Origin of the sequence: Marinobacter xestospongiae, assembly GCF_023156385.1 — a bacterium.
Classification (GTDB): Bacteria; Pseudomonadota; Gammaproteobacteria; order Pseudomonadales; family Oleiphilaceae; genus Marinobacter; species Marinobacter xestospongiae.
The window spans coordinates 51,458-69,473 of sequence record NZ_JAKZAK010000012.1; the positions used below are offsets into that span (position 1 = coordinate 51,458).

Annotated in this window: 13 protein-coding genes; 12 read left to right on the forward strand and 1 reads right to left on the reverse strand. The window is 59.7% G+C overall.

All coding sequences use genetic code 11. The features are described from left to right. Window positions 1-12 precede the first annotated feature (12 nt). The 7 genes from MLD24_RS09970 to MLD24_RS10000 all read left to right on the forward strand — a co-directional run bounded on the left by MLD24_RS09970 (window position 13) and on the right by MLD24_RS10000 (window position 12,644). Window positions 13-810: a DUF2797 domain-containing protein gene (locus MLD24_RS09970; RefSeq protein ID WP_248166564.1), complete on the forward strand. Its 798-nt coding sequence runs from the start codon at window positions 13-15 to the stop codon at window positions 808-810. A gap of 65 nt (window positions 811-875) precedes the next feature. Beyond that, window positions 876-3,521 carry an aminopeptidase N gene (gene pepN / locus MLD24_RS09975; RefSeq protein WP_248166520.1) on the forward strand — a complete coding sequence of 882 codons (2,646 nt, stop codon included), beginning with the start codon at window positions 876-878 and terminating at the stop codon, window positions 3,519-3,521. A 158-nt stretch (window positions 3,522-3,679) separates the two neighbouring features. Then, complete coding sequence (locus MLD24_RS09980) at window positions 3,680-5,068, forward strand: DUF1329 domain-containing protein (RefSeq protein WP_248166521.1); 1,389 nt, start codon at window positions 3,680-3,682, stop codon at window positions 5,066-5,068. A gap of 149 nt (window positions 5,069-5,217) precedes the next feature. Then, a complete protein-coding gene (locus MLD24_RS09985; RefSeq protein WP_248166522.1) occupies window positions 5,218-6,363 on the forward strand; it encodes a WD40/YVTN/BNR-like repeat-containing protein in 1,146 nt (381 codons plus the stop codon). A gap of 48 nt (window positions 6,364-6,411) precedes the next feature. Further along, window positions 6,412-8,796, forward strand: a complete 2,385-nt coding sequence (locus MLD24_RS09990) for an efflux RND transporter permease subunit (RefSeq protein WP_248166523.1) — start codon at window positions 6,412-6,414, stop codon at window positions 8,794-8,796. Between the two features lie 186 nt (window positions 8,797-8,982). Further along, complete coding sequence (locus MLD24_RS09995; RefSeq protein ID WP_227171833.1) at window positions 8,983-9,966, forward strand: TAXI family TRAP transporter solute-binding subunit; 984 nt, start codon at window positions 8,983-8,985, stop codon at window positions 9,964-9,966. Window positions 9,967-10,046: 80 nt separating this feature from the next. Next, the gene (locus MLD24_RS10000; RefSeq protein WP_248166524.1) at window positions 10,047-12,644 is read left to right on the forward strand and encodes a TRAP transporter permease; all 2,598 of its coding nucleotides are present in this window, start codon (window positions 10,047-10,049) and stop codon (window positions 12,642-12,644) included. Window positions 12,645-12,729: 85 nt separating this feature from the next. On the opposite strand, the gene MLD24_RS10005 is transcribed toward MLD24_RS10000, so the two are convergent. Next, window positions 12,730-13,476 (reverse strand): ParA family protein, encoded by a 747-nt coding sequence (locus MLD24_RS10005; RefSeq protein WP_248166525.1) that lies wholly within the window; start codon window positions 13,474-13,476, stop codon window positions 12,730-12,732. A 205-nt stretch (window positions 13,477-13,681) separates the two neighbouring features. Between MLD24_RS10005 and thrS the strand changes: the two genes are divergently transcribed. From thrS to pheS, 5 genes are all read left to right on the forward strand, one after another. Beyond that, the gene (gene thrS, locus MLD24_RS10010) at window positions 13,682-15,595 is read left to right on the forward strand and encodes a threonine--tRNA ligase (protein ID WP_227171830.1); all 1,914 of its coding nucleotides are present in this window, start codon (window positions 13,682-13,684) and stop codon (window positions 15,593-15,595) included. Between the two features lie 15 nt (window positions 15,596-15,610). Continuing rightward, window positions 15,611-16,150 (forward strand): translation initiation factor IF-3, encoded by a 540-nt coding sequence (infC, locus tag MLD24_RS10015; protein WP_227176141.1) that lies wholly within the window; start codon window positions 15,611-15,613, stop codon window positions 16,148-16,150. A gap of 93 nt (window positions 16,151-16,243) precedes the next feature. Continuing rightward, a complete protein-coding gene (gene rpmI, locus MLD24_RS10020) occupies window positions 16,244-16,432 on the forward strand; it encodes a 50S ribosomal protein L35 (RefSeq protein WP_227171829.1) in 189 nt (62 codons plus the stop codon). A 34-nt stretch (window positions 16,433-16,466) separates the two neighbouring features. Continuing rightward, window positions 16,467-16,820 (forward strand): 50S ribosomal protein L20, encoded by a 354-nt coding sequence (rplT, locus tag MLD24_RS10025; RefSeq protein WP_091814168.1) that lies wholly within the window; start codon window positions 16,467-16,469, stop codon window positions 16,818-16,820. A 172-nt stretch (window positions 16,821-16,992) separates the two neighbouring features. Further along, the gene (gene pheS / locus MLD24_RS10030) at window positions 16,993-17,991 is read left to right on the forward strand and encodes a phenylalanine--tRNA ligase subunit alpha (RefSeq protein ID WP_227171828.1); all 999 of its coding nucleotides are present in this window, start codon (window positions 16,993-16,995) and stop codon (window positions 17,989-17,991) included. The last annotated feature ends 25 nt before the right edge of the window (window positions 17,992-18,016 follow it).

Consider the following 18,016-nt stretch of genomic DNA (forward strand, 5'->3'; position numbering starts at 1 on the left):
CGTCTGCGCAAGATGCCCGTTACCGCCTCCGATCCCGTCGAATACGTGTTGCGGGTAGGGGACGAGAGTCTTGCCCTCAATGCCCTGATAGGGCATCCCATCAGCCTCGAATTCACCGGTACCATCCGCTGTATCCACTGCGACCGCAGTACCCGCAAGAGTTTCGGTCAGGGCCATTGTTACCCCTGCTTCAAACGGCTTGCTGCCTGTGACTCCTGCATTGTTAGTCCTGAGAAGTGCCACTATCACGAAGGTACCTGCCGCGAGCCGGAATGGGGTGAAACCCATTGCATGACCGAACACGTGGTGTACCTGGCCAACTCCTCCGGTGTCAAAGTTGGTATCACCCGGGCGTCCCAGGTTCCTACCCGCTGGGTCGACCAGGGCGCGATTACCGCGGTGCCAATGCTGCGGGTGGCAACCCGGCAACTGGCCGGCCTCGTTGAGGTGGCCTGCAAGCAGCATGTGGCTGATCGCACCAACTGGCGCACCATGCTCAAGGGGGAGGCGCCGCCGATCGATCTGGAGGCGGAAAAGCGCCATCTGCTGGGGTTGATCCAGGAGGAGCTGGCTGCCCTGAGGCAGCAGCATGGTGACGACGCGATCCGCGAGGTGACGGAGGAGTGCGTGAGTTTCAGTTATCCGGTCCAGGTCTGGCCGGACAAGGTGAAAAGCCATAATCTTGACAAAACCCCGCTGGTGACCGGTCGTCTCGAGGGCATCAAGGGCCAGTACCTGATGCTGGATACCGGCGTCATCAATATCCGCAAGTACACCGCCTATGAGGTCCGCGTCCGGGTACAGGACTGAGCGCCGGTGTCGGAAGAATCACATCCCGTGCGGCGGTCGGCCGCACCTGTTGTAGGGAGAACGCAATGCGAACGAATCAGCCACGAACCATCTACCTGAGCGAATACCAGGTCCCGGCGTTCCTGGTCGATCATGTGGACCTTCGGTTTGAGCTGTTCGAAGACGGCGCCCGGGTTCACAGCACCCTGAGCATCCGCCGCAATCCGGAGTTCCCGGATCAGGGCGAGGCGCTGGTGCTGGATGGTGACAGCCTGGTGCTGGAGTCGGTTCAGATGAACGGCGAAGCGGTGCCGGAAAACGACTATCAGCTCAAGGGTGAGCAACTGGTGGTGCCGGGGGTGCCGGACCGCTTTGAGCTGACAGTGGTGACCTGGATTGAGCCCCAGAACAATACCCGCCTGGAGGGACTGTACAAGTCGTCCGGCATGTTCTGCACCCAGTGCGAAGCGGAGGGGTTCCGCTGTATCACCTTCTTCCCCGACCGGCCCGATGTGATGGCCAGATTCCGTACCCGCATTGAGGCGGACCGGGCCGCCTATCCGGTGCTGTTGTCCAACGGCAACGACGTCGATCGTGGTGAGCTGGCGGATGGCCGGCATTTCGTCACCTGGGAAGATCCGTTCCCCAAACCCTGCTACCTGTTCGCGCTGGTCGCCGGTGACCTGGTGGAGAAGCGCGACACCTTCCACACCTGCTCGGGCCGGGACATTGATCTTCGCATCTACGTTGAATCCCGAAATGCCCAGAAGTGCGACCACGCGATGGATTCCCTCAAGCGCTCCATGCGCTGGGATGAGGAGGTCTACGGCCGGGAGTACGATCTGGATATCTTCATGATTGTGGCGGTGGACGACTTCAACATGGGGGCGATGGAGAACAAGGGGCTTAACATCTTCAACTCCTCCTGCGTTCTGGCCAGCCCCGATACCGCGACGGATGCGGCATTCCAGCGCATTGAAGCCATCGTCGCCCATGAGTACTTCCACAACTGGTCCGGCAACCGGGTCACCTGTCGGGACTGGTTCCAGCTCAGCCTCAAGGAAGGCTTTACGGTCTTCCGCGATGCGGAGTTCTCAGCGGACATGGGGTCGCCCACTGTCAAACGGATCGAGGATGCTACCCTGATGCGGACGGCCCAGTTTGCCGAAGATGCCGGCCCCATGGCCCATCCGGTGCGCCCGGCGTCCTACATGGAGATCTCCAACTTTTACACGCTGACCATCTACGAGAAAGGCGCCGAGGTGGTGCGGATGATCCACACCCTGCTGGGGCCGGAGCTGTTCCGCAAGGGCAGTGATCTCTACTTCGAGCGTCACGATGGCCAGGCCGTTACCACCGATGACTTTGTCCGTGCGATGGAGGATGCCAGCGGCCGCGACCTGAGCCAGTTCCGTCGCTGGTACGAGCAAGCCGGTACGCCGGTACTGGATGTCAGCGACGAGTACGATGCCGACAAGGGCGTCTATCGTCTCAAGGTGCAGCAGCGCATCCCGGACACTCCGGGGCAAACCGACAAACAGCCCCAGCACATCCCCTTTGCCCTGGGGCTGCTGGGGGCGGATGGCGCGGACCTGTCGCTAGCGCTGGCGGATAGTGACACCGAAGCACCGGTTTCCCGGGTCCTGGAACTGACCGATACCGAGCATACCTTTGAGTTCCATGGCCTGGCGGAGCGGCCGGTACCGTCTCTGCTGCGGGGGTTCTCCGCGCCGGTGCGGGTGCATTACCCATGGACCCGGGACCAGCTGATGTTCCTGGCCAGCCACGACAGTGATGGCTTCAATCGTTGGGATGCCGGCCAACGCCTGGCGGTTGATGTGATCCAGGCACTCGAGGGGCAGGCGGATGATGGAGAGGTGGATGCCCGCCTGATCGACGCATACCGGCAGCTGCTGAATGACGCCACGCTGGATCAGGCGCTGGTGGCCAAGATGCTGAATCTGCCGTCCCTGGCCTATCTGATCGAACTGGCCGAAGAGGCCGATGTTCAGGCGTTGCACCGCGCCCGGGAAAAGGTCCTGACCACGTTGGCCGAGACCTTGCGGGAAGACCTGCTGGCCTGCTACCACCGCAACGACGACAGTGGCGATTACCAACTCACGCCAGAGGCCATCGCCCGCCGTAGCCTCCGCAATACCGCACTGGCGTGGCTGCTGCACATCGACGATGCCGAGGCCTGTGATCTGGCGCGGGTCCAGTTCGACCGGGCCAGCAACATGACCGACCAGATGGGCGCGCTGCGGGCACTGGTAAATTCCGGTTTCGCTGCAGAACGTGGTGAAGTGCTGGACGGTTTCTACCAGCGCTGGCAGGACGACCCCCAGGTGGTGGAGCAGTGGTTCTCGGTGCAGGCCGCGAGTACTGAAGCGGGGCATCTTGGCAAAATCCGGGCGCTGTTGACCCATCCGGCGTTCGAATGGACCAACCCCAACAAGGTGCGTTCGGTGATCGGTGCCTTTGCCGGCCAGAACCTGTCGGAATTCCACCAGGACGACGCCTCCGGTTATCGCTTCCTGGCGGAACAGGTCCGGCGCCTGGATGATCTGAATCCGCAGATCGCTGCTCGCCTGGTGGCGCCTCTGACCCGCTGGCGCAAGTTTGCGCCGGTTTACCGCGAGGGCATGAAAACCGCGCTGGAGATGATCCGGGACAAGGACGGTCTGTCGCGGGATGTCTATGAAGTTGTCCACAAGAGCCTGGCCGGGTCCTGAGACCCGGTCGGCAAAATCGCACTTTCGGTCGATGCCCCCAGAGGGCTCTTCGGCTAACCTTCGATGCTATGAGTCAGTAGTCCATGATAAAAACCTGAGGAGCCGCTAAAGGCTCCCACCACCTGTTGGTCTTCCAGACGCACCTAAGGTGAAAGACAATGAGAAATAACAAGAACGTTCTTCTGGGCAGTCTTTTAGCGCTTACCGTAGCGGCCGCACCGGCATTCGGCGCGGTCTCTTCCAGCGAGGCCTCGCGGCTTGGCCGCGACCTGACTCCGTTCGGTTCGGAGAAAGCCGGTAACGAAGCCGGCACCATCCCGGCCTGGGATGGCGGCCTGTCAACGCCGCCAGCAGGTTATGAGGGCTCAGGGCAGCATCACATCGATCCTTTCCCCCAGGACAAGCCGCTTTTTACCATCAATGCCAGCAACATGGCGGTGTATGAAGAGCGGTTGCCGGATGGCGTCAAGGCGATGCTGGAAACCTACCCCACCACGTTCCGGCTACCGGTCTACATCAGCCGGCGTACTCACGCGGTACCGGACTGGGTGGCAGACAACATTCGCAAGAATGCCACCAGCGCTCGCATCGTGGGCGAGGGCGCCGGCCTTGAAGGCGCCTTCGGTGGTTATCCGTTCCCCATTCTCCATGGCAACAACGAAGAGAAAGCCTGGCAGGTGATCTGGAACCACCTGACCCGCTGGCGGGGCATCAGTGCGACCCGTCGTTCCAGCGAGGTGGCGGTTCAGAGCGATGGCGACTATTCGTTGGTGACGTCCCAGCAGGAAGTGTTCTTCAATTTCTACAACCCCGAGGGGGGCGAAGATGAGCTGGACAACATCATCTTTTACTACCTCTCGTTTACTCAGTCACCACCACGGTTGGCCGGTGGCGCGGTGCTGGTTCATGAAACCCTGAACCAGATCGTCAATCCCCGCTATGGCTGGGGTTACAACGCCGGTCAGCGGCGTGTCCGGCGGGCTCCGAACCTGGGTTACGATTCCCCCATTGCGGCGTCGGACAACCTGCGTACTGCCGACGATACCGACATCTTCAACGGTGCACTCGATCGCTATAACTGGCGCTACGAGGGCCTGCGGGAAATGTACATTCCCTACAACAACTACCTGGTGAGCAAGGCCGGTACGCCCTACGAGGACATTCTCGGGGTGTCCCACATCAACCCGGATCTGACCCGCTGGGAGTTGCACCGGGTGCATGTGGTTGAAGCGACGCTCAAGGATGACGCCCGGCATATCTATTCCAAGCGACGGTTCTATGTCGATGCCGACAGCTGGAACGTGTTGCTGGTCGACCAGTACGACAGCCGCGGTGAGCTGTGGCGGGTGACCATGGGCCTGGCGAAGAACTACTACGAGCTGCCGGGTGTGTGGACTGTGCTCGATGTCTACCATGACTTGCAGGCCCGCCGTTACCACGTGCTGGGACTGGATACCGAGGAATCGGGAACCCGTGTCTTCACGGACGATGTGCCAAACCGGCGTTATTTCTCTCCCGCCTCACTGCGTCGCCGGAGTGTCCGCTGATCACCAGCGGAGTTGTTGCGGCTGCCCAGCAGTGAGCGTGATCGGCACCAGTCACGGTGCCGACGTGGGTAGCTGAATCGCGATCAAGGGGATCGCAACAGAGACACAGATCATTATTACTAATTATTACTACAAGATAGGCGTATCGAATGGCTACACGTGTAACGTGCAAGGCTCTCGGCGCGGCATGCTTTGGCCTGTCCATGGCACTGTCCGCCCCGGCAGCGTTTGCTCTAGCGGATGTGATTGAAACACCGGCCAGGGAAACCAGCCTGGCTCCCTCCCAGTTGCTCACCGACGCTGCGACAGCGGGCGACCGCATCATTGCGGTGGGGGAGCGGGGGCATATCATCGTTTCCGACGATGAAGGCGCCAACTGGTCCCAGGGGCAGGTGCCGGTGTCGGTCACCCTCACCGGTGTGGACTTCCCAACGGCCAATGAAGGCTGGGTGGTTGGGCACAGCGGCGTGGTGCTGCACAGTGATGACCGTGGCGACACCTGGTCGGTGCAACTGACGGGCATCGGTGCGGCGAAGCTGGCCATCGAGGGCAAAGAAGCGCGGGCTGAAGCCCTGGAAGCGCGGATTGCAGAAGCGCCGGAAGAAGAGAAGGGAGATCTGGAGTGGGCGTTGGACGACCTGCTGTTCTCGCTGGATAACCTCCGCGCAGATCTGGACATCGGGCCGGTTAACCCGCTGCTGGACGTGTGGTTCGAGAACGATCAGCACGGGTTTGTAGTTGGCGCTTACGGCATGATTCTACGCACCCGGGACGGCGGTGAGACCTGGCAGGACTGGTCGGGTCAGCTGGAAAACCCCACCGGTTTTCACCTCAATGCCATTACCCGCATTACCGGCGGGGCCCTGGTGATCGTGGGTGAGGCCGGCCAGATTCATGTCTCCGTGGACAATGGCGAAACCTGGGAGTTGCGCACCAGCCCCTACGAGGGGTCACTGTTTGGCGTGATCAGCACCGGTCAGGTCAATGAAATCCTGGCGTTTGGCCTGCGGGGCAACATCCTGCTGTCAACCGATCTGGGCAAGAGCTGGAAGTTTGTCCCCAACGATGCCAAGGCCACCCTCAACGATGGCGCGGTGGCCGAAGACGGCCGCATTACCCTGGTGGGCAATGGCGGTGCCGTGCTGGTCAGCGGGAACGGTGCCGAGAGCTTCCGTGAACACTTCCGCAGTGAGCGGGCAGGGGTGATGAGCGTGGTGCCGGTATCGGACACCGACATTCTGATCGTGGGCGAGGACGGTGTACACCGGACCGACGCCCGTGGAAGAGATCTGTAACTCGCCCTGCTGCGACATAACTGAACAAAAGGAAGAGGGGCTTTTTGAATGTCCAACCGGATGCATGACAAGGGCGAGCATTACCTGACCACGCCCAAGGCCGAGCCGTTCCTGGAGCGGCTTATTTTCAACAACCGGGCAATTATCCTGTTCGGTTTCCTGATCCTGACCCTGTTTCTGGGCTACAACGCCGTCAAGATCAAGCCGGATGCCAGCTTCGAGCGGATGATTCCGCTGGAGCATCCCTACATCGTCAACATGCTCGAGCACCGGGACGACCTCGGTAATCTGGGCAACTTTGTGCGGGTGGCCGTGGCGGCCAAGGATGGGGACATCTTTGATCCCCAGTACATGGATACTCTGAAGCAGATCACCGACGAGATGTTCTATCTCGATGGCGTGGACCGCTCCGGGCTGAAATCCCTGTGGACTCCCAATGTCCGCTGGGTTGAGGTGACCGAGCAGGGCTTCCAGGGCGGTGAGGTGATTCCCGATGGTTATGACGGCTCGCCGGCCAGCCTGGAGAATCTGCGTCAGAACGTGTTGCGCTCCAATCAGGTGGGCCGGCTGGTGGCGGACAACTTCAAGTCCACCATTGTGTACGCGCCGCTGTATGAGACCAACCCTGAAACCGGTGAACCACTGGACTACGCGGCCTTCTCCCGCCAGCTGGAAGAGAAGATCCGCGCCAAGTACGAAGGTCAGAATCCCAACGTCGAAATCCACATTGTCGGGTTTGCCAAGAAGGTCGGTGACCTGATCGAGGGCATTGGCTCCATAGCCTGGTTTGCCGGCATCACCATCGTATTGACCACGCTGCTGCTCTACGGCTACTCCCGCTGTATCGCCGGCACCCTGGTACCGGTGTTCTCCTCCATTGTGGCGGTGTTCTGGCAACTGGGGGCGCTGCGCCTGCTGGGCTATGGGCTCGACCCCTATTCGGTGCTGGTGCCGTTCCTGGTGTTTGCCATCGGGATCAGTCACGGTGTTCAGGTGGTGAATGCGATGGCGCTGGAAGCCGCCAAGGGCTTTGATCCGATCACGGCGGCCCGGCTGGCGTTCCGCGCTCTGTACATTCCGGGCATGCTGGCGTTGATCTCGGACGCCTTCGGTTTCCTGACCCTGCTGTTCATCCAGATTGATGTGATCAAGGACCTGGCGGTTGCCGCGGGCCTGGGCGTGGCGATTGTGATTGTCACCAACCTGGTTCTGCACCCGTTGATCATGTCCTACATCGGCATTACCAAAGGCGGTGTCCGCCATGTTCAGAACCACGGCGAGAAGCAGGACCGCAAATGGCGGATCATGTCGTACTTCTCCCATCCGGGAGTGGCGCCGATTTCCCTGCTGATTGCCTTGCTGGGTCTGGGGCTGGGTCTGTACTACAAGCAGGACCTGAAAGTGGGCGACCTGGATCAGGGCGCACCGGAACTGCGGCCCGACTCGGTCTATAACAAGGACAACGCCTTTATCATCGACAACTACTCCACCAGTGCCGACATTCTGGTGGTGATGGTGGAGACGCCGGTCGAGCAGTGCACTCAGTACAATGTGCTCAGGGCGATGGACAGTCTGCAGTGGGAGCTGCAGAACACTCCGGGCGTTCAGTCCACGGCGTCGCTGGCGGATGTTTCCAAGACCGTGACCAAGGCTCTCAACGAGGGTAACTGGAAGTGGTACGAGATCTCCCGCAACCAGACCATCATCAATGCGTCCATCCGTGAGGCACCTCCGGGCCTGATCAACACCGATTGCAGTCTGACGCCGGTGCTGGTGTTCCTGGAAGATCACAAAGCCGAAACCCTGCAGACCGTGGTTGCAGAGGTGGAGGACTTTGCCGCTCAGAACAGCAATGAAGAACACAACTTCCTGCTGGCGACTGGTAACGCCGGGGTGGAAGCCGCCACCAACGAGGTGATCTCCAGCGCCAAGAACATGATGCTGCTGTTCGTCTACGGCGTAGTGAGTGTGCTGTGTTTCGTCACCTTCCGGTCGATTCGTGCGGTTCTGTGTATTGTGGTGCCGCTGGGCCTGACCTCCATTCTGTGTGAGGCGATCATGGCGGTGTCCGGAATCGGCATCAAAGTCGCAACCCTGCCGGTTATCGCCCTAGGGGTGGGTATCGGTGTCGACTACGGCATCTATATCTACAGCAAGCTGGAGAAGTTCCTGCTCGAAGGCAAGACCCTGCAGGAGGCTTACTTTGAGACCCTGCGGTCCACCGGTAAGGCGGTTATCTTCACTGGCGTGACCCTGGGACTGGGTGTGGTGACCTGGATCTTCTCACCCATCAAGTTCCAGGCCGACATGGGCTTCCTGCTGTTCTTCATGTTCCTCTGGAACATGGTGGGCGCGATCTGGCTGCTGCCGGCCCTGGCCCGTTTCCTGCTCCGGCCGGAGCGGATGGTTGCCAAAGCGCGGTCTGCCAAGTAAATTTGGCGCCGCTTCCGGAAAAGCCCGTTTTTAACGGGCTTTTTTGTTGCTCGCTCAAAAGGTTAGGGTGGCAATCGTTCCTTTATTTACCCAGGGAACTGGTCTATGTTCTATGCGTAGACGTAGTCTGCCTGCACCAGTGTGTGCGGGCGGTTAATGATAACGATGAAGAAAAAGGATGAGCTCATGGCACTACGAAAGAACTTCTCCGCTTTGGCGATGGCAGCAGCAGTCGGTTTCGGCTCGGCTTCCATGTCTGTTTCCGCCGCTGACCAGCGGTTCGTGACGATTGGTACCGGTGGTGTTACCGGCGTTTACTACCCGGCCGGTGGCGCGATCTGTCGTCTGGTCAACATGGATCGCAAGGAGCACGGCATCCGCTGTTCGGTGGAAAGTACCGGTGGCTCTGTCTACAACCTCAACGCCATTCGCCAGGGTGAGCTGGATCTCGCCGTCGCCCAGTCTGACTGGCAGTACCATGCCTACAATGGCACCAGCGGCTTTGAAGACGATGGCGCCAACAAGAAGCTGCGGGCGGTCTTCTCTCTGCACCCGGAGCCGTTCACCGTGGTAGCCAGCAAGGGCTCCAACATCCGCAGCTTTGAGGATCTGTCTGGCAAGCGCGTCTCCGTTGGCAACCCCGGTTCTGGCCAGCGTGCGACCGCCGAAGTACTGATGGACGCCATGGGCTGGGATCTGGACGAATTCTCCCTGGCCGCCGAGCTGAAAGCTGCCGAGCAGTCCCAGGCGCTGTGTGATGGCAACATCGATGCGTTCTTCTACACCGTGGGCCACCCGTCCGGAGCGATCAAGGAAGCCACCACGTCCTGCGACAGCGTATTGGTTAACGTGGACAACGACGCCACTGCCGAGCTGGTTGAAAACAACCCTTACTACCGTGTAGCCACCATTCCCGGCGGCATGTACCGTGGCAATGAGGCGGATGTCACCACCTTCGGTGTGGCTGCTACGTTCGTGAGCTCTTCCGACGTTGCTGATGATGTGGTCTATGAAGTGGTCAAAGCGGTCTTCGAAAACTTCGACACCTTCAAGCGTCTGCACCCGGCCTTTGCCAACCTGCAGAAGGAAGAAATGGTTGCCGACGCCCTGAGTGCGCCTCTGCACCCGGGTGCCCTCAAATACTACAAGGAAGTCGGCCTGATCGACTGATCCCTTGCCAACCAGACAGCGGGCATTTCAGATGCCCGCTGTTGTTTCCAGCCGTTTGAAACCTCTGACAGGACGTAACTATGGCCAATGGTGAGCCCAGAGCCAATAACCCCCAGGAACAGGCGAACGTCGACGAGTTCCTGCAAACCGAGTCTGGAGGCAGGGCTGCCACCGGACCTGCTGCTGTAATCCTCTTTCTGGTTCCTCTGTGCTGGTCACTGTTCCAGCTTTGGATCGCGTCGCCGCTGCCGTATCTGGTGGAGTTCGGCATCTTCAACTCCACTGAGGCGCGTTCGATCCACCTGGCATTTGCCGCTTTCCTTTCGTTTGCCGCTTTCCCCATGATCAAGGGCAAACACATTGACCGAGTCCCTGTCTATGACTGGGTACTGGCGCTTGCTGCGGCGTTTTCCGCCAGTTACCTCTACGTATTTTACGATCAACTCGCCACCCGCCCGGGCGCCCCGATCCTGCAGGACATGATCGTGGCATTGGGCGGCCTGGTACTGCTGCTGGAAGCCACGCGGCGGTCCCTGGGGTTGCCGCTGACCATCGTTGCGGCTGTGTTCATCACCTACGCCCTGGCCGGCCCCTACATGCCGGATGTGATCTCTCACAAAGGCGCAAGTCTGGAAAAACTGGCGTCGCACCAATGGCTGGGTACTGAAGGCGTGTTTGGTGTAGCCCTTGGGGTTTCCACCAGCTTTGTGTTCCTGTTCGTGCTGTTTGGCGCTTTGCTGGAGCGGGCAGGTGCTGGTAACTACTTCATCCAGGTCGCCTATGCGCTGCTGGGTCATATGCGGGGCGGTCCCGCCAAGGCGGCGGTTGTCTCCAGTGGTCTCAGTGGGGTGATTTCCGGCTCCTCGATTGCCAACGTGGTGACCACCGGTACCTTTACCATTCCGCTGATGAAGCGGGTGGGCTTTCCGGCCACCAAGGCCGGTGCTGTCGAAGTGGCGGCTTCCACCAATGGCCAGCTGACCCCGCCGATCATGGGTGCAGCTGCGTTCCTGATGGTGGAGTACGTGGGTATTTCCTACCTTGAGGTGATCAAGCACGCCATCCTGCCTGCGCTGATTTCCTACGTCGCGTTGATCTACATCGTGCACCTGGAAGCGTGCAAGCTGAAGATGCAGGGCGTCGAGCGCCTCAACCGTCCGACCATGGCCCAGCGCATGCTGAACTGGGTGGTGCTGGCATTGGGACTGTGCGTGCTGACCCTGGCGGTCTACTACGGCGTGGGCTGGACTAAAGACTTACTGGGCGCTGCCGCCGTCTGGGTGCTGGGCCCGCTGTTGCTGGCGGTTTACATCGGCTTGGTGTGGTACGCCACCCGCTTCCCGGAACTGCCGGAAGATGATCCTGAAAGGGCCATGGATGAGTTGCCGCCAGTGGGGCCGACGGTCAAGACCGGTCTCTACTTCCTGCTGCCGGTGGTGGTGCTGGTGTGGTGCCTGACCGTCGAGCGTTTCTCGCCTCAGCTGTCTGCCTTCTGGGCGACGGTGTTCATGGTGTTCATCGTGCTGACCCAGCGCCCGCTCAAGGCCTTCTTCCACAAGCACGGCCAACTGGGGCAGAGCTTCTCCACTGGGGTGGGCGATCTGCTGCACTCCCTGGTTACCGGTGCCCGCAACATGGTGGGTATTGGGGTGGCGACGGCGACCGCGGGTATTGTGGTTGGTACCGTGACGCTGACCGGTATTGGCCTGGTGATGACCCAGTTTGTCGAGTTTATCTCCGGCGGCAACCTGTTGCTGATGCTGATCTTCACCGCGCTGATCAGCCTGATCCTGGGGATGGGCCTGCCGACCACCGCCAACTACATTGTGGTGTCCACGCTGATGGCGCCGGTCATTGTGACCCTGGGTGCCCAGAACGGCCTGATCGTGCCGCTGATTGCGGTCCACCTGTTCGTGTTCTATTTCGGTATCCTGGCGGACGACACGCCGCCCGTGGGGCTGGCGGCATATGCCGCCGCGGCGATATCGGGGGCGGACCCGATCCGCACCGGTGTTCAGGGTTTCACCTACGACATTCGTACCGCGATCCTGCCGTTCATGTTCATCTTCAACACCCAGTTGTTGTTGATCGGGTTGTCAGGCTGGTTTGACCTGCTGGTGACCATTTTCAGCGCGGTGACGGCGATGCTGGTGTTCTCGGCGGCTACCCAGGGGTTCTGGTTCACCCGCAGCCACAAGTGGGAAACCGCGCTGCTGCTGCTGATCACTTTCACCCTGTTCCGGCCCGGCTTCTGGTGGGACATGGTCTATCCGGAGACCGCCGATTATCCCGGTACCGAGATCATGGCGCACGTCGATCAGGTGCCGGACGGTGCGCCTCTGGTGATCAAGGCGTCCGGCATGTCGGTGGATGGGGACGATATCTCCACCTACGTCAAGCTGCCGCTGCCGGCGGGTGAGAGCCCGAGCGACCGGTTGATGCAGGCGGGGCTGGAACTGAGCCAGAACGGCGACCAGATGGTGGTGGATTTCGTTGGCTTTGGCAGTGCTGCGGAAGACGCCGGCATCTACTTTGGCTGGACCGTTGACGCGGTGCAGGTGGAGCTGGAGCGGCCGCCGAAAGAGCTGATGTTTATCCCGGCGCTGTTGCTGCTGGGTGTGGTGGCCTACGGCCAGTTGCGTCGGCGCTCCCGCGAGGAGCTGGCTGAAGCGGCCTGATGCTCGCTTGCCCCCCCTTCCCGTTGCGGGAAGGGGGGGGCAGCGGCGAAATCTGCCAAAGACGCCTTGGCGTCCCCTACATCCCCTACAGTCGCGCTATCCGGCGCATCTCCTGCCACAACAGTCTGTACGCATGCGCCGCCGCTGAACGCGGAGCCATCACCGGTACCGGCTGCCGGGTCTCTCCCATGCGCTCGATGTCGCTGGCGTAGGGAATGTAGGCCCGCATTTTTCGCTTCAGTTCAAAGACGTCTCCCTCCAGTGCCTGACGGTGCAGGTTCTTGCGGCGGTCCACCAGTGACAGGAAGGGGTGGAGTTTCGCCGGCTTCAGCTTCTTCTCTTTCATGAAGTCGTGCAGTTGCTGCCAGCTGTTGGCGGACAGCCAGGTGGGGATGGTGGGGACGAACACCTGATCGGCGGTGGCCAGAACCTGCTCCGCGAGATGGGACAGCGACGGCGGGCAGTCGAGAATCACCAGGCCATAGTCTTCCGACAGCGGATTGAGCCAGGATTTCAGTGCTCCGTCCCCTTCGCCCTGGGCCAGCTTGACGTCCAGGTTGCGAAAGCTGCTGTGGGCGGGGATCAGGTCCAGTTTGTCGTACGGGGTATCATGGATCAGCTTGCCGACCGGGGTCTTGCCCTTGATCAGGCGGGAGACCTTCTCGCCACTGACGTCCGGATCGTCCCCCAGATACCAGCTGGCTGCGCCCTGGGGGTCGAGATCCCAGAGCAGGGTGGGGATGCCCGCCTGAGCGGCCAGATAGGCAATGTTGACGGCTGCAGCGGTTTTGCCCACGCCACCCTTGAGGTTATGGAAAGCCAGAATACGCACCCTGTTCCTCCTTCTGATCCCTGAATCGATGGGCCGCCATGGTTCGCGGCACAAACGAGCTATTGTGCACCACTGCGGCTGTGCATGACATCCCACCGGAGGCGCTGATAGAATGCCCGGTCCCGGACCGCGTCCTGTATCGCGGCATACCGAATAACATGTGGTCTTACGTAGGGATCACCGCTGATGCTGATGGGAGTAAACCATGCCTGTAGTTACCCTGCCTGATGGCAGCCACCGCAGTTTTGCGGAATCTGTAACCGTCCATGATGTTGCCGCCGATATCGGCGCTGGCCTGGCCAAGGCGGCCGTTGCCGGTCGTGTTAACGGCAAACTCGTGGATACCAGCTTTGAAATCGCCGACGACGCCGAGCTTGCGATCATCACCGAGCGTGATGAAGACGGTGTCGACATTATCCGCCATTCCACAGCTCATCTCCTGGCCATGGCCGTCAAGGAGCTGTTCCCGGGTGCCCAGGTCACCATCGGGCCGGTGGTGGACAATGGCTTCTACTACGACTTCAAGTTTGAGCGTCCGTTCACCAACGAGGATCTGGCGCGCATCGAGAAGCGGATGGGCGAGCTGGCAAAGCAGGACATTCCGGTGTCCCGCTCGGTACTGTCCCGCGCCGAAGCGGTCAAGCTGTTTGAAGAGATGGGCGAGGAGTACAAGGTTCGCATCATCGAAGACATTCCCGGTGAGGAAGACCTGTCGTTCTATCGTCAGGGCGACTTTATCGACCTGTGCCGTGGCCCCCATGTGCCCAGCACTGGTAAGCTGAAAGCGTTCAAGCTGACCAAGGTTGCGGGCGCCTACTGGCGTGGCGATACCAGCAACGAACAGCTGCAGCGGGTGTATGGCACCGCCTGGGGCAACAAGAAAGACCTCAAGGCGTACCTCCATCGCCTGGAAGAAGCCGAGAAACGGGACCACCGCAAAATCGGCAAGAAACTGGACCTGTTCCACATGCAGGAAGAGGCGCCGGGCATGGTGTTCTGGCACCCCAATGGCTGGACCGTCTATCAGCAGATCGAGCAGTACATGCGTGACAAGCTGCGTATGCATGGCTACCAGGAAATCAAGACGCCCCAGGTGGTCTCCCGTACCCTGTGGGAAAAATCCGGACACTGGGACAAGTTCGGTGATGACATGTTCACCACCGAATCCGAGAAGCACGACTTTGCCATCAAGCCGATGAACTGTCCGTGTCACATCCAGGTCTTCAACCAGGGACTGAAGAGCTACAAGGACTTGCCGCTGCGCCTGTCCGAGTTTGGCTCCTGTCACCGTAACGAGGCTTCCGGCGCACTTCACGGTATTATGCGGGTGCGCGGCTTTACCCAGGATGATGCCCACATCTTCTGTGAAGAAGACGCCATCCAGGCAGAGGTTTCCCGTTTCATCGAGCTGCTGCACGAGGTGTATGCGGACTTCGGTTTCTCGGAAATTCTCTACAAGCTCTCGACCCGACCGGAGAAACGGGTGGGGTCCGACGAAGTCTGGGACAAGGCCGAGGCCGCACTGGAAGAGGCGCTCAACCGCGAAGGCGTGGATTGGGAACTACTGCCGGGTGAGGGGGCGTTCTACGGACCGAAGATCGAGTTCTCCCTGAAAGACTGTATCGGCCGGGTGTGGCAGTGCGGTACCATCCAGGTGGACTTCTCCATGCCGGGTCGCCTTGGCGCCCAGTACGTGGCGGATAACTCCGAGCGGCGTACGCCGGTGATGTTGCACCGGGCGGTGTTGGGCTCCTTCGAGCGCTTCATCGGCATCCTCATTGAGGAGTACGAAGGCTCATTCCCGACCTGGCTGTCGCCGACCCAGGTGGCGGTGATGAACATCACTGACAGTCAGGCGGAATACTGCCGAAATATTGCGGAAAAATGGCAATCCCTCGGATATCGGGTAAATGCTGACTTGAGAAACGAGAAGATCGGCTTTAAAATCCGCGAGCATACTTTAAACAAGGTGCCTTATCTGGTCGTGGTCGGCGACAAAGAAGTTGAAGCCGGCGCCGTTGCGGTGAGAACCCGCAAAGGCGAGGACCTGGGTACCATGACGCTGGAAGCGTTCGAAGCCATTCTGGCCGAAGCAATTGAACGTAAAGGCAAAATTTAAAACGGAGATCTAACTATTAAACAGCGAGCGAATCGGGGTGGACGCGCTCCACGCGCACCTATCAACGAGAACATTGTGGCGACCGAAGTCCGTCTGATTGATGCGGAAGGCGAACAGGTTGGTATCGTACCTATTGAGGATGCACTCAAGCGGGCCGAAGAAGCTTCTCTTGATCTGGTTCAGGTCACGGATTCCGATCCGATCGTCTGTAAGATAATGGACTACGGGAAGAAGATCTTCGAAGAGAAAAAGGCCAAGGCGGCTGCCAAGAAAAAGCAGAAGCAGACGCAGGTCAAAGAGCTGAAGTTCCGTCCAGGAACCGAAGAAGGGGATTATCAGGTCAAACTACGCAACCTGATACGTTTCCTTGAAGGCGGGGACCGCGGCAAAATCACCATCCGCTTCCGCGGCCGTGAGATGGCACACCAGGAAATCGGTATGCAGCTCATGAACCGGATCGAAGCTGATATTGAAGAGCTGGCCCAGGTAGAACAGCGACCGAAGATGGAAGGTCGCCAGATGACCATGGTGGTGGCGCCCCGTAAGAAGAAGTGATTCTGGACCGTAGGCTGATCCCCTGCTGGCGCGGGGGATTTGTCGTTCAGAAACACATGCGTTTATCGACTATAGAATGCGGAGTTTTAAAAAATGCCTAAGATGAAAACCAAGAGCGGGGCCACCAAACGGTTCAAGAAAACCGCTAACGGCTTCAAGCATAAGCAGTCCTTCACCAGTCATATTCTGACCAAAAAGAGCCCCAAGCGTAAGCGTCAGCTTCGTGGTACCAAGCTGATCGCCAAGTCTGATGTGGCTTCTATCAAGCGTATGATCGCGTAATTAACGCTCACTGGTTAACGAGAAGGATTGAAATATGCCTCGCGTAAAACGTGGCGTGGTTGCACGTCGTCGTCACAAGAAGATTCTGAATCAGGCCAAGGGTTACTACGGTGCTCGTAGCCGTGTATTCCGCGTTGCCAAGCAGGCGGTCATCAAGGCGGGTCAGTACGCCTACCGTGACCGTCGCAACCGCAAGCGTCAGTTCCGTGCATTGTGGATCGCGCGTATCAACGCCGGTGCCCGTGCCAACGGCCTGTCTTACAGCCGTCTGATCGCTGGCCTGAAGAAGGCAAACGTTGAAATCGATCGTAAGGTTCTGGCCGATCTGGCCATGAACGAGCAGCAGGCGTTTGCCGCTGTGGTTGAGAAGGCAAAAGCGTCCCTGTGATCGCTTAGCTCTTTCATCGATTGCAGATCGATTAAGGGTGTCAGTTTGACACCCGATGATAGGGGAAGGGCACGCTCTTCCCCTATTTTTTGTTATGGACTCCGGTATCGCGCTGCCGCGCGCCGAGCGGAGTCGTCAAGAGAATTTCCCATTCTGGTGTGGAGCAGGGGCAATGGAAAACCTGGAGCAACTCGTTCAGGACGGTCTGGCTGCGGTAGAACAGGCCGACAGTCTGCAGGCGCTTGATCAGATTCGTGTCGAATACCTCGGTAAGAAAGGGGTGATTACCCAACAGGCCAAGACGTTGGGCAAGCTGTCCGCCGAGGAGCGTCCCGCCGCCGGCCAGAAGATCAACGAAGCCAAGGGGCAGGTCGAACAGGCCATCAACGCCCGTCGCAGCGGCCTGGAACAGGCTGCCCTGGATGCCCGTCTGGCCAGCGAATCCATTGACGTGACCCTGCCCGGACGCGGCCAGGACCTGGGTGGCCTGCACCCGGTCACCCGTACCCTGCAACGTATCGAGCAGTTCTTCGCCCAGGCCGGCTACAGTGTCGAGCAGGGGCCGGAGATCGAAGACGACTACCACAACTTCGAAGCCCTCAACATTCCGGGCCACCACCCGGCCCGTGCCATGCACGACACCTTCTATTTCAATCCGGGCACCCTGTTGCGCACCCATACTTCGCCGGTGCAGGTGCGGACCATGGAAGCTTCCGAGCCGCCGTATCGGATGATCTGCCCGGGGCGGGTCTATCGCTGTGACTCCGACATGACCCACACCCCGATGTTCCATCAGGTTGAAGGTCTGCTGGTGGAGAAGAACGTCAGCTTTGCCGACCTCAAGAGCACCGTGGAAGAGTTCCTGCGGGTCTTCTTCGAGCGTGACCTGGCGGTTCGTTTCCGGCCTTCTTATTTCCCGTTCACCGAGCCGTCGGCCGAGGTGGACATCGAGTGGGGCCGGGAGGAAGACGGCAGCATCAAGTGGCTGGAGGTTATGGGCTGCGGCATGGTGCACCCGAAAGTATTCAGTTATTGCGGCATTGATCCGGAAGAGTACCGGGGATTTGCGTTTGGTATGGGGGTCGAACGTCTGGCCATGTTGCGTTACGGCGTCAAGGACCTGCGGATGTTCTTCGAGAACGACCTGCGGTTCCTGCGACAGTTCCGTTGATCGACCCTTAACCATTGAATCAATT

Bases quoted from the DNA above. Each gene is read 5' to 3' on its own strand.
- thrS (WP_227171830.1), top strand. From the start codon at position 13,682: ATGCCTGTAGTTACCCTGCCTGATGGCAGCCACCGCAGTTTTGCGGAA.
- MLD24_RS10000 (WP_248166524.1), top strand. From the start codon at position 10,047: ATGGCCAATGGTGAGCCCAGAGCCAATAACCCCCAGGAACAGGCGAAC.
- pepN (WP_248166520.1), top strand. From the start codon at position 876: ATGCGAACGAATCAGCCACGAACCATCTACCTGAGCGAATACCAGGTC.
- MLD24_RS09995 (WP_227171833.1), top strand. From the start codon at position 8,983: ATGGCACTACGAAAGAACTTCTCCGCTTTGGCGATGGCAGCAGCAGTC.
- pheS (WP_227171828.1), top strand. From the start codon at position 16,993: ATGGAAAACCTGGAGCAACTCGTTCAGGACGGTCTGGCTGCGGTAGAA.
- MLD24_RS09985 (WP_248166522.1), top strand. From the start codon at position 5,218: ATGGCTACACGTGTAACGTGCAAGGCTCTCGGCGCGGCATGCTTTGGC.
- rplT (WP_091814168.1), top strand. From the start codon at position 16,467: ATGCCTCGCGTAAAACGTGGCGTGGTTGCACGTCGTCGTCACAAGAAG.
- MLD24_RS09970 (WP_248166564.1), top strand. From the start codon at position 13: ATGCCCGTTACCGCCTCCGATCCCGTCGAATACGTGTTGCGGGTAGGG.
- MLD24_RS09980 (WP_248166521.1), top strand. From the start codon at position 3,680: ATGAGAAATAACAAGAACGTTCTTCTGGGCAGTCTTTTAGCGCTTACC.
- rpmI (WP_227171829.1), top strand. From the start codon at position 16,244: ATGCCTAAGATGAAAACCAAGAGCGGGGCCACCAAACGGTTCAAGAAA.
- MLD24_RS09990 (WP_248166523.1), top strand. From the start codon at position 6,412: ATGTCCAACCGGATGCATGACAAGGGCGAGCATTACCTGACCACGCCC.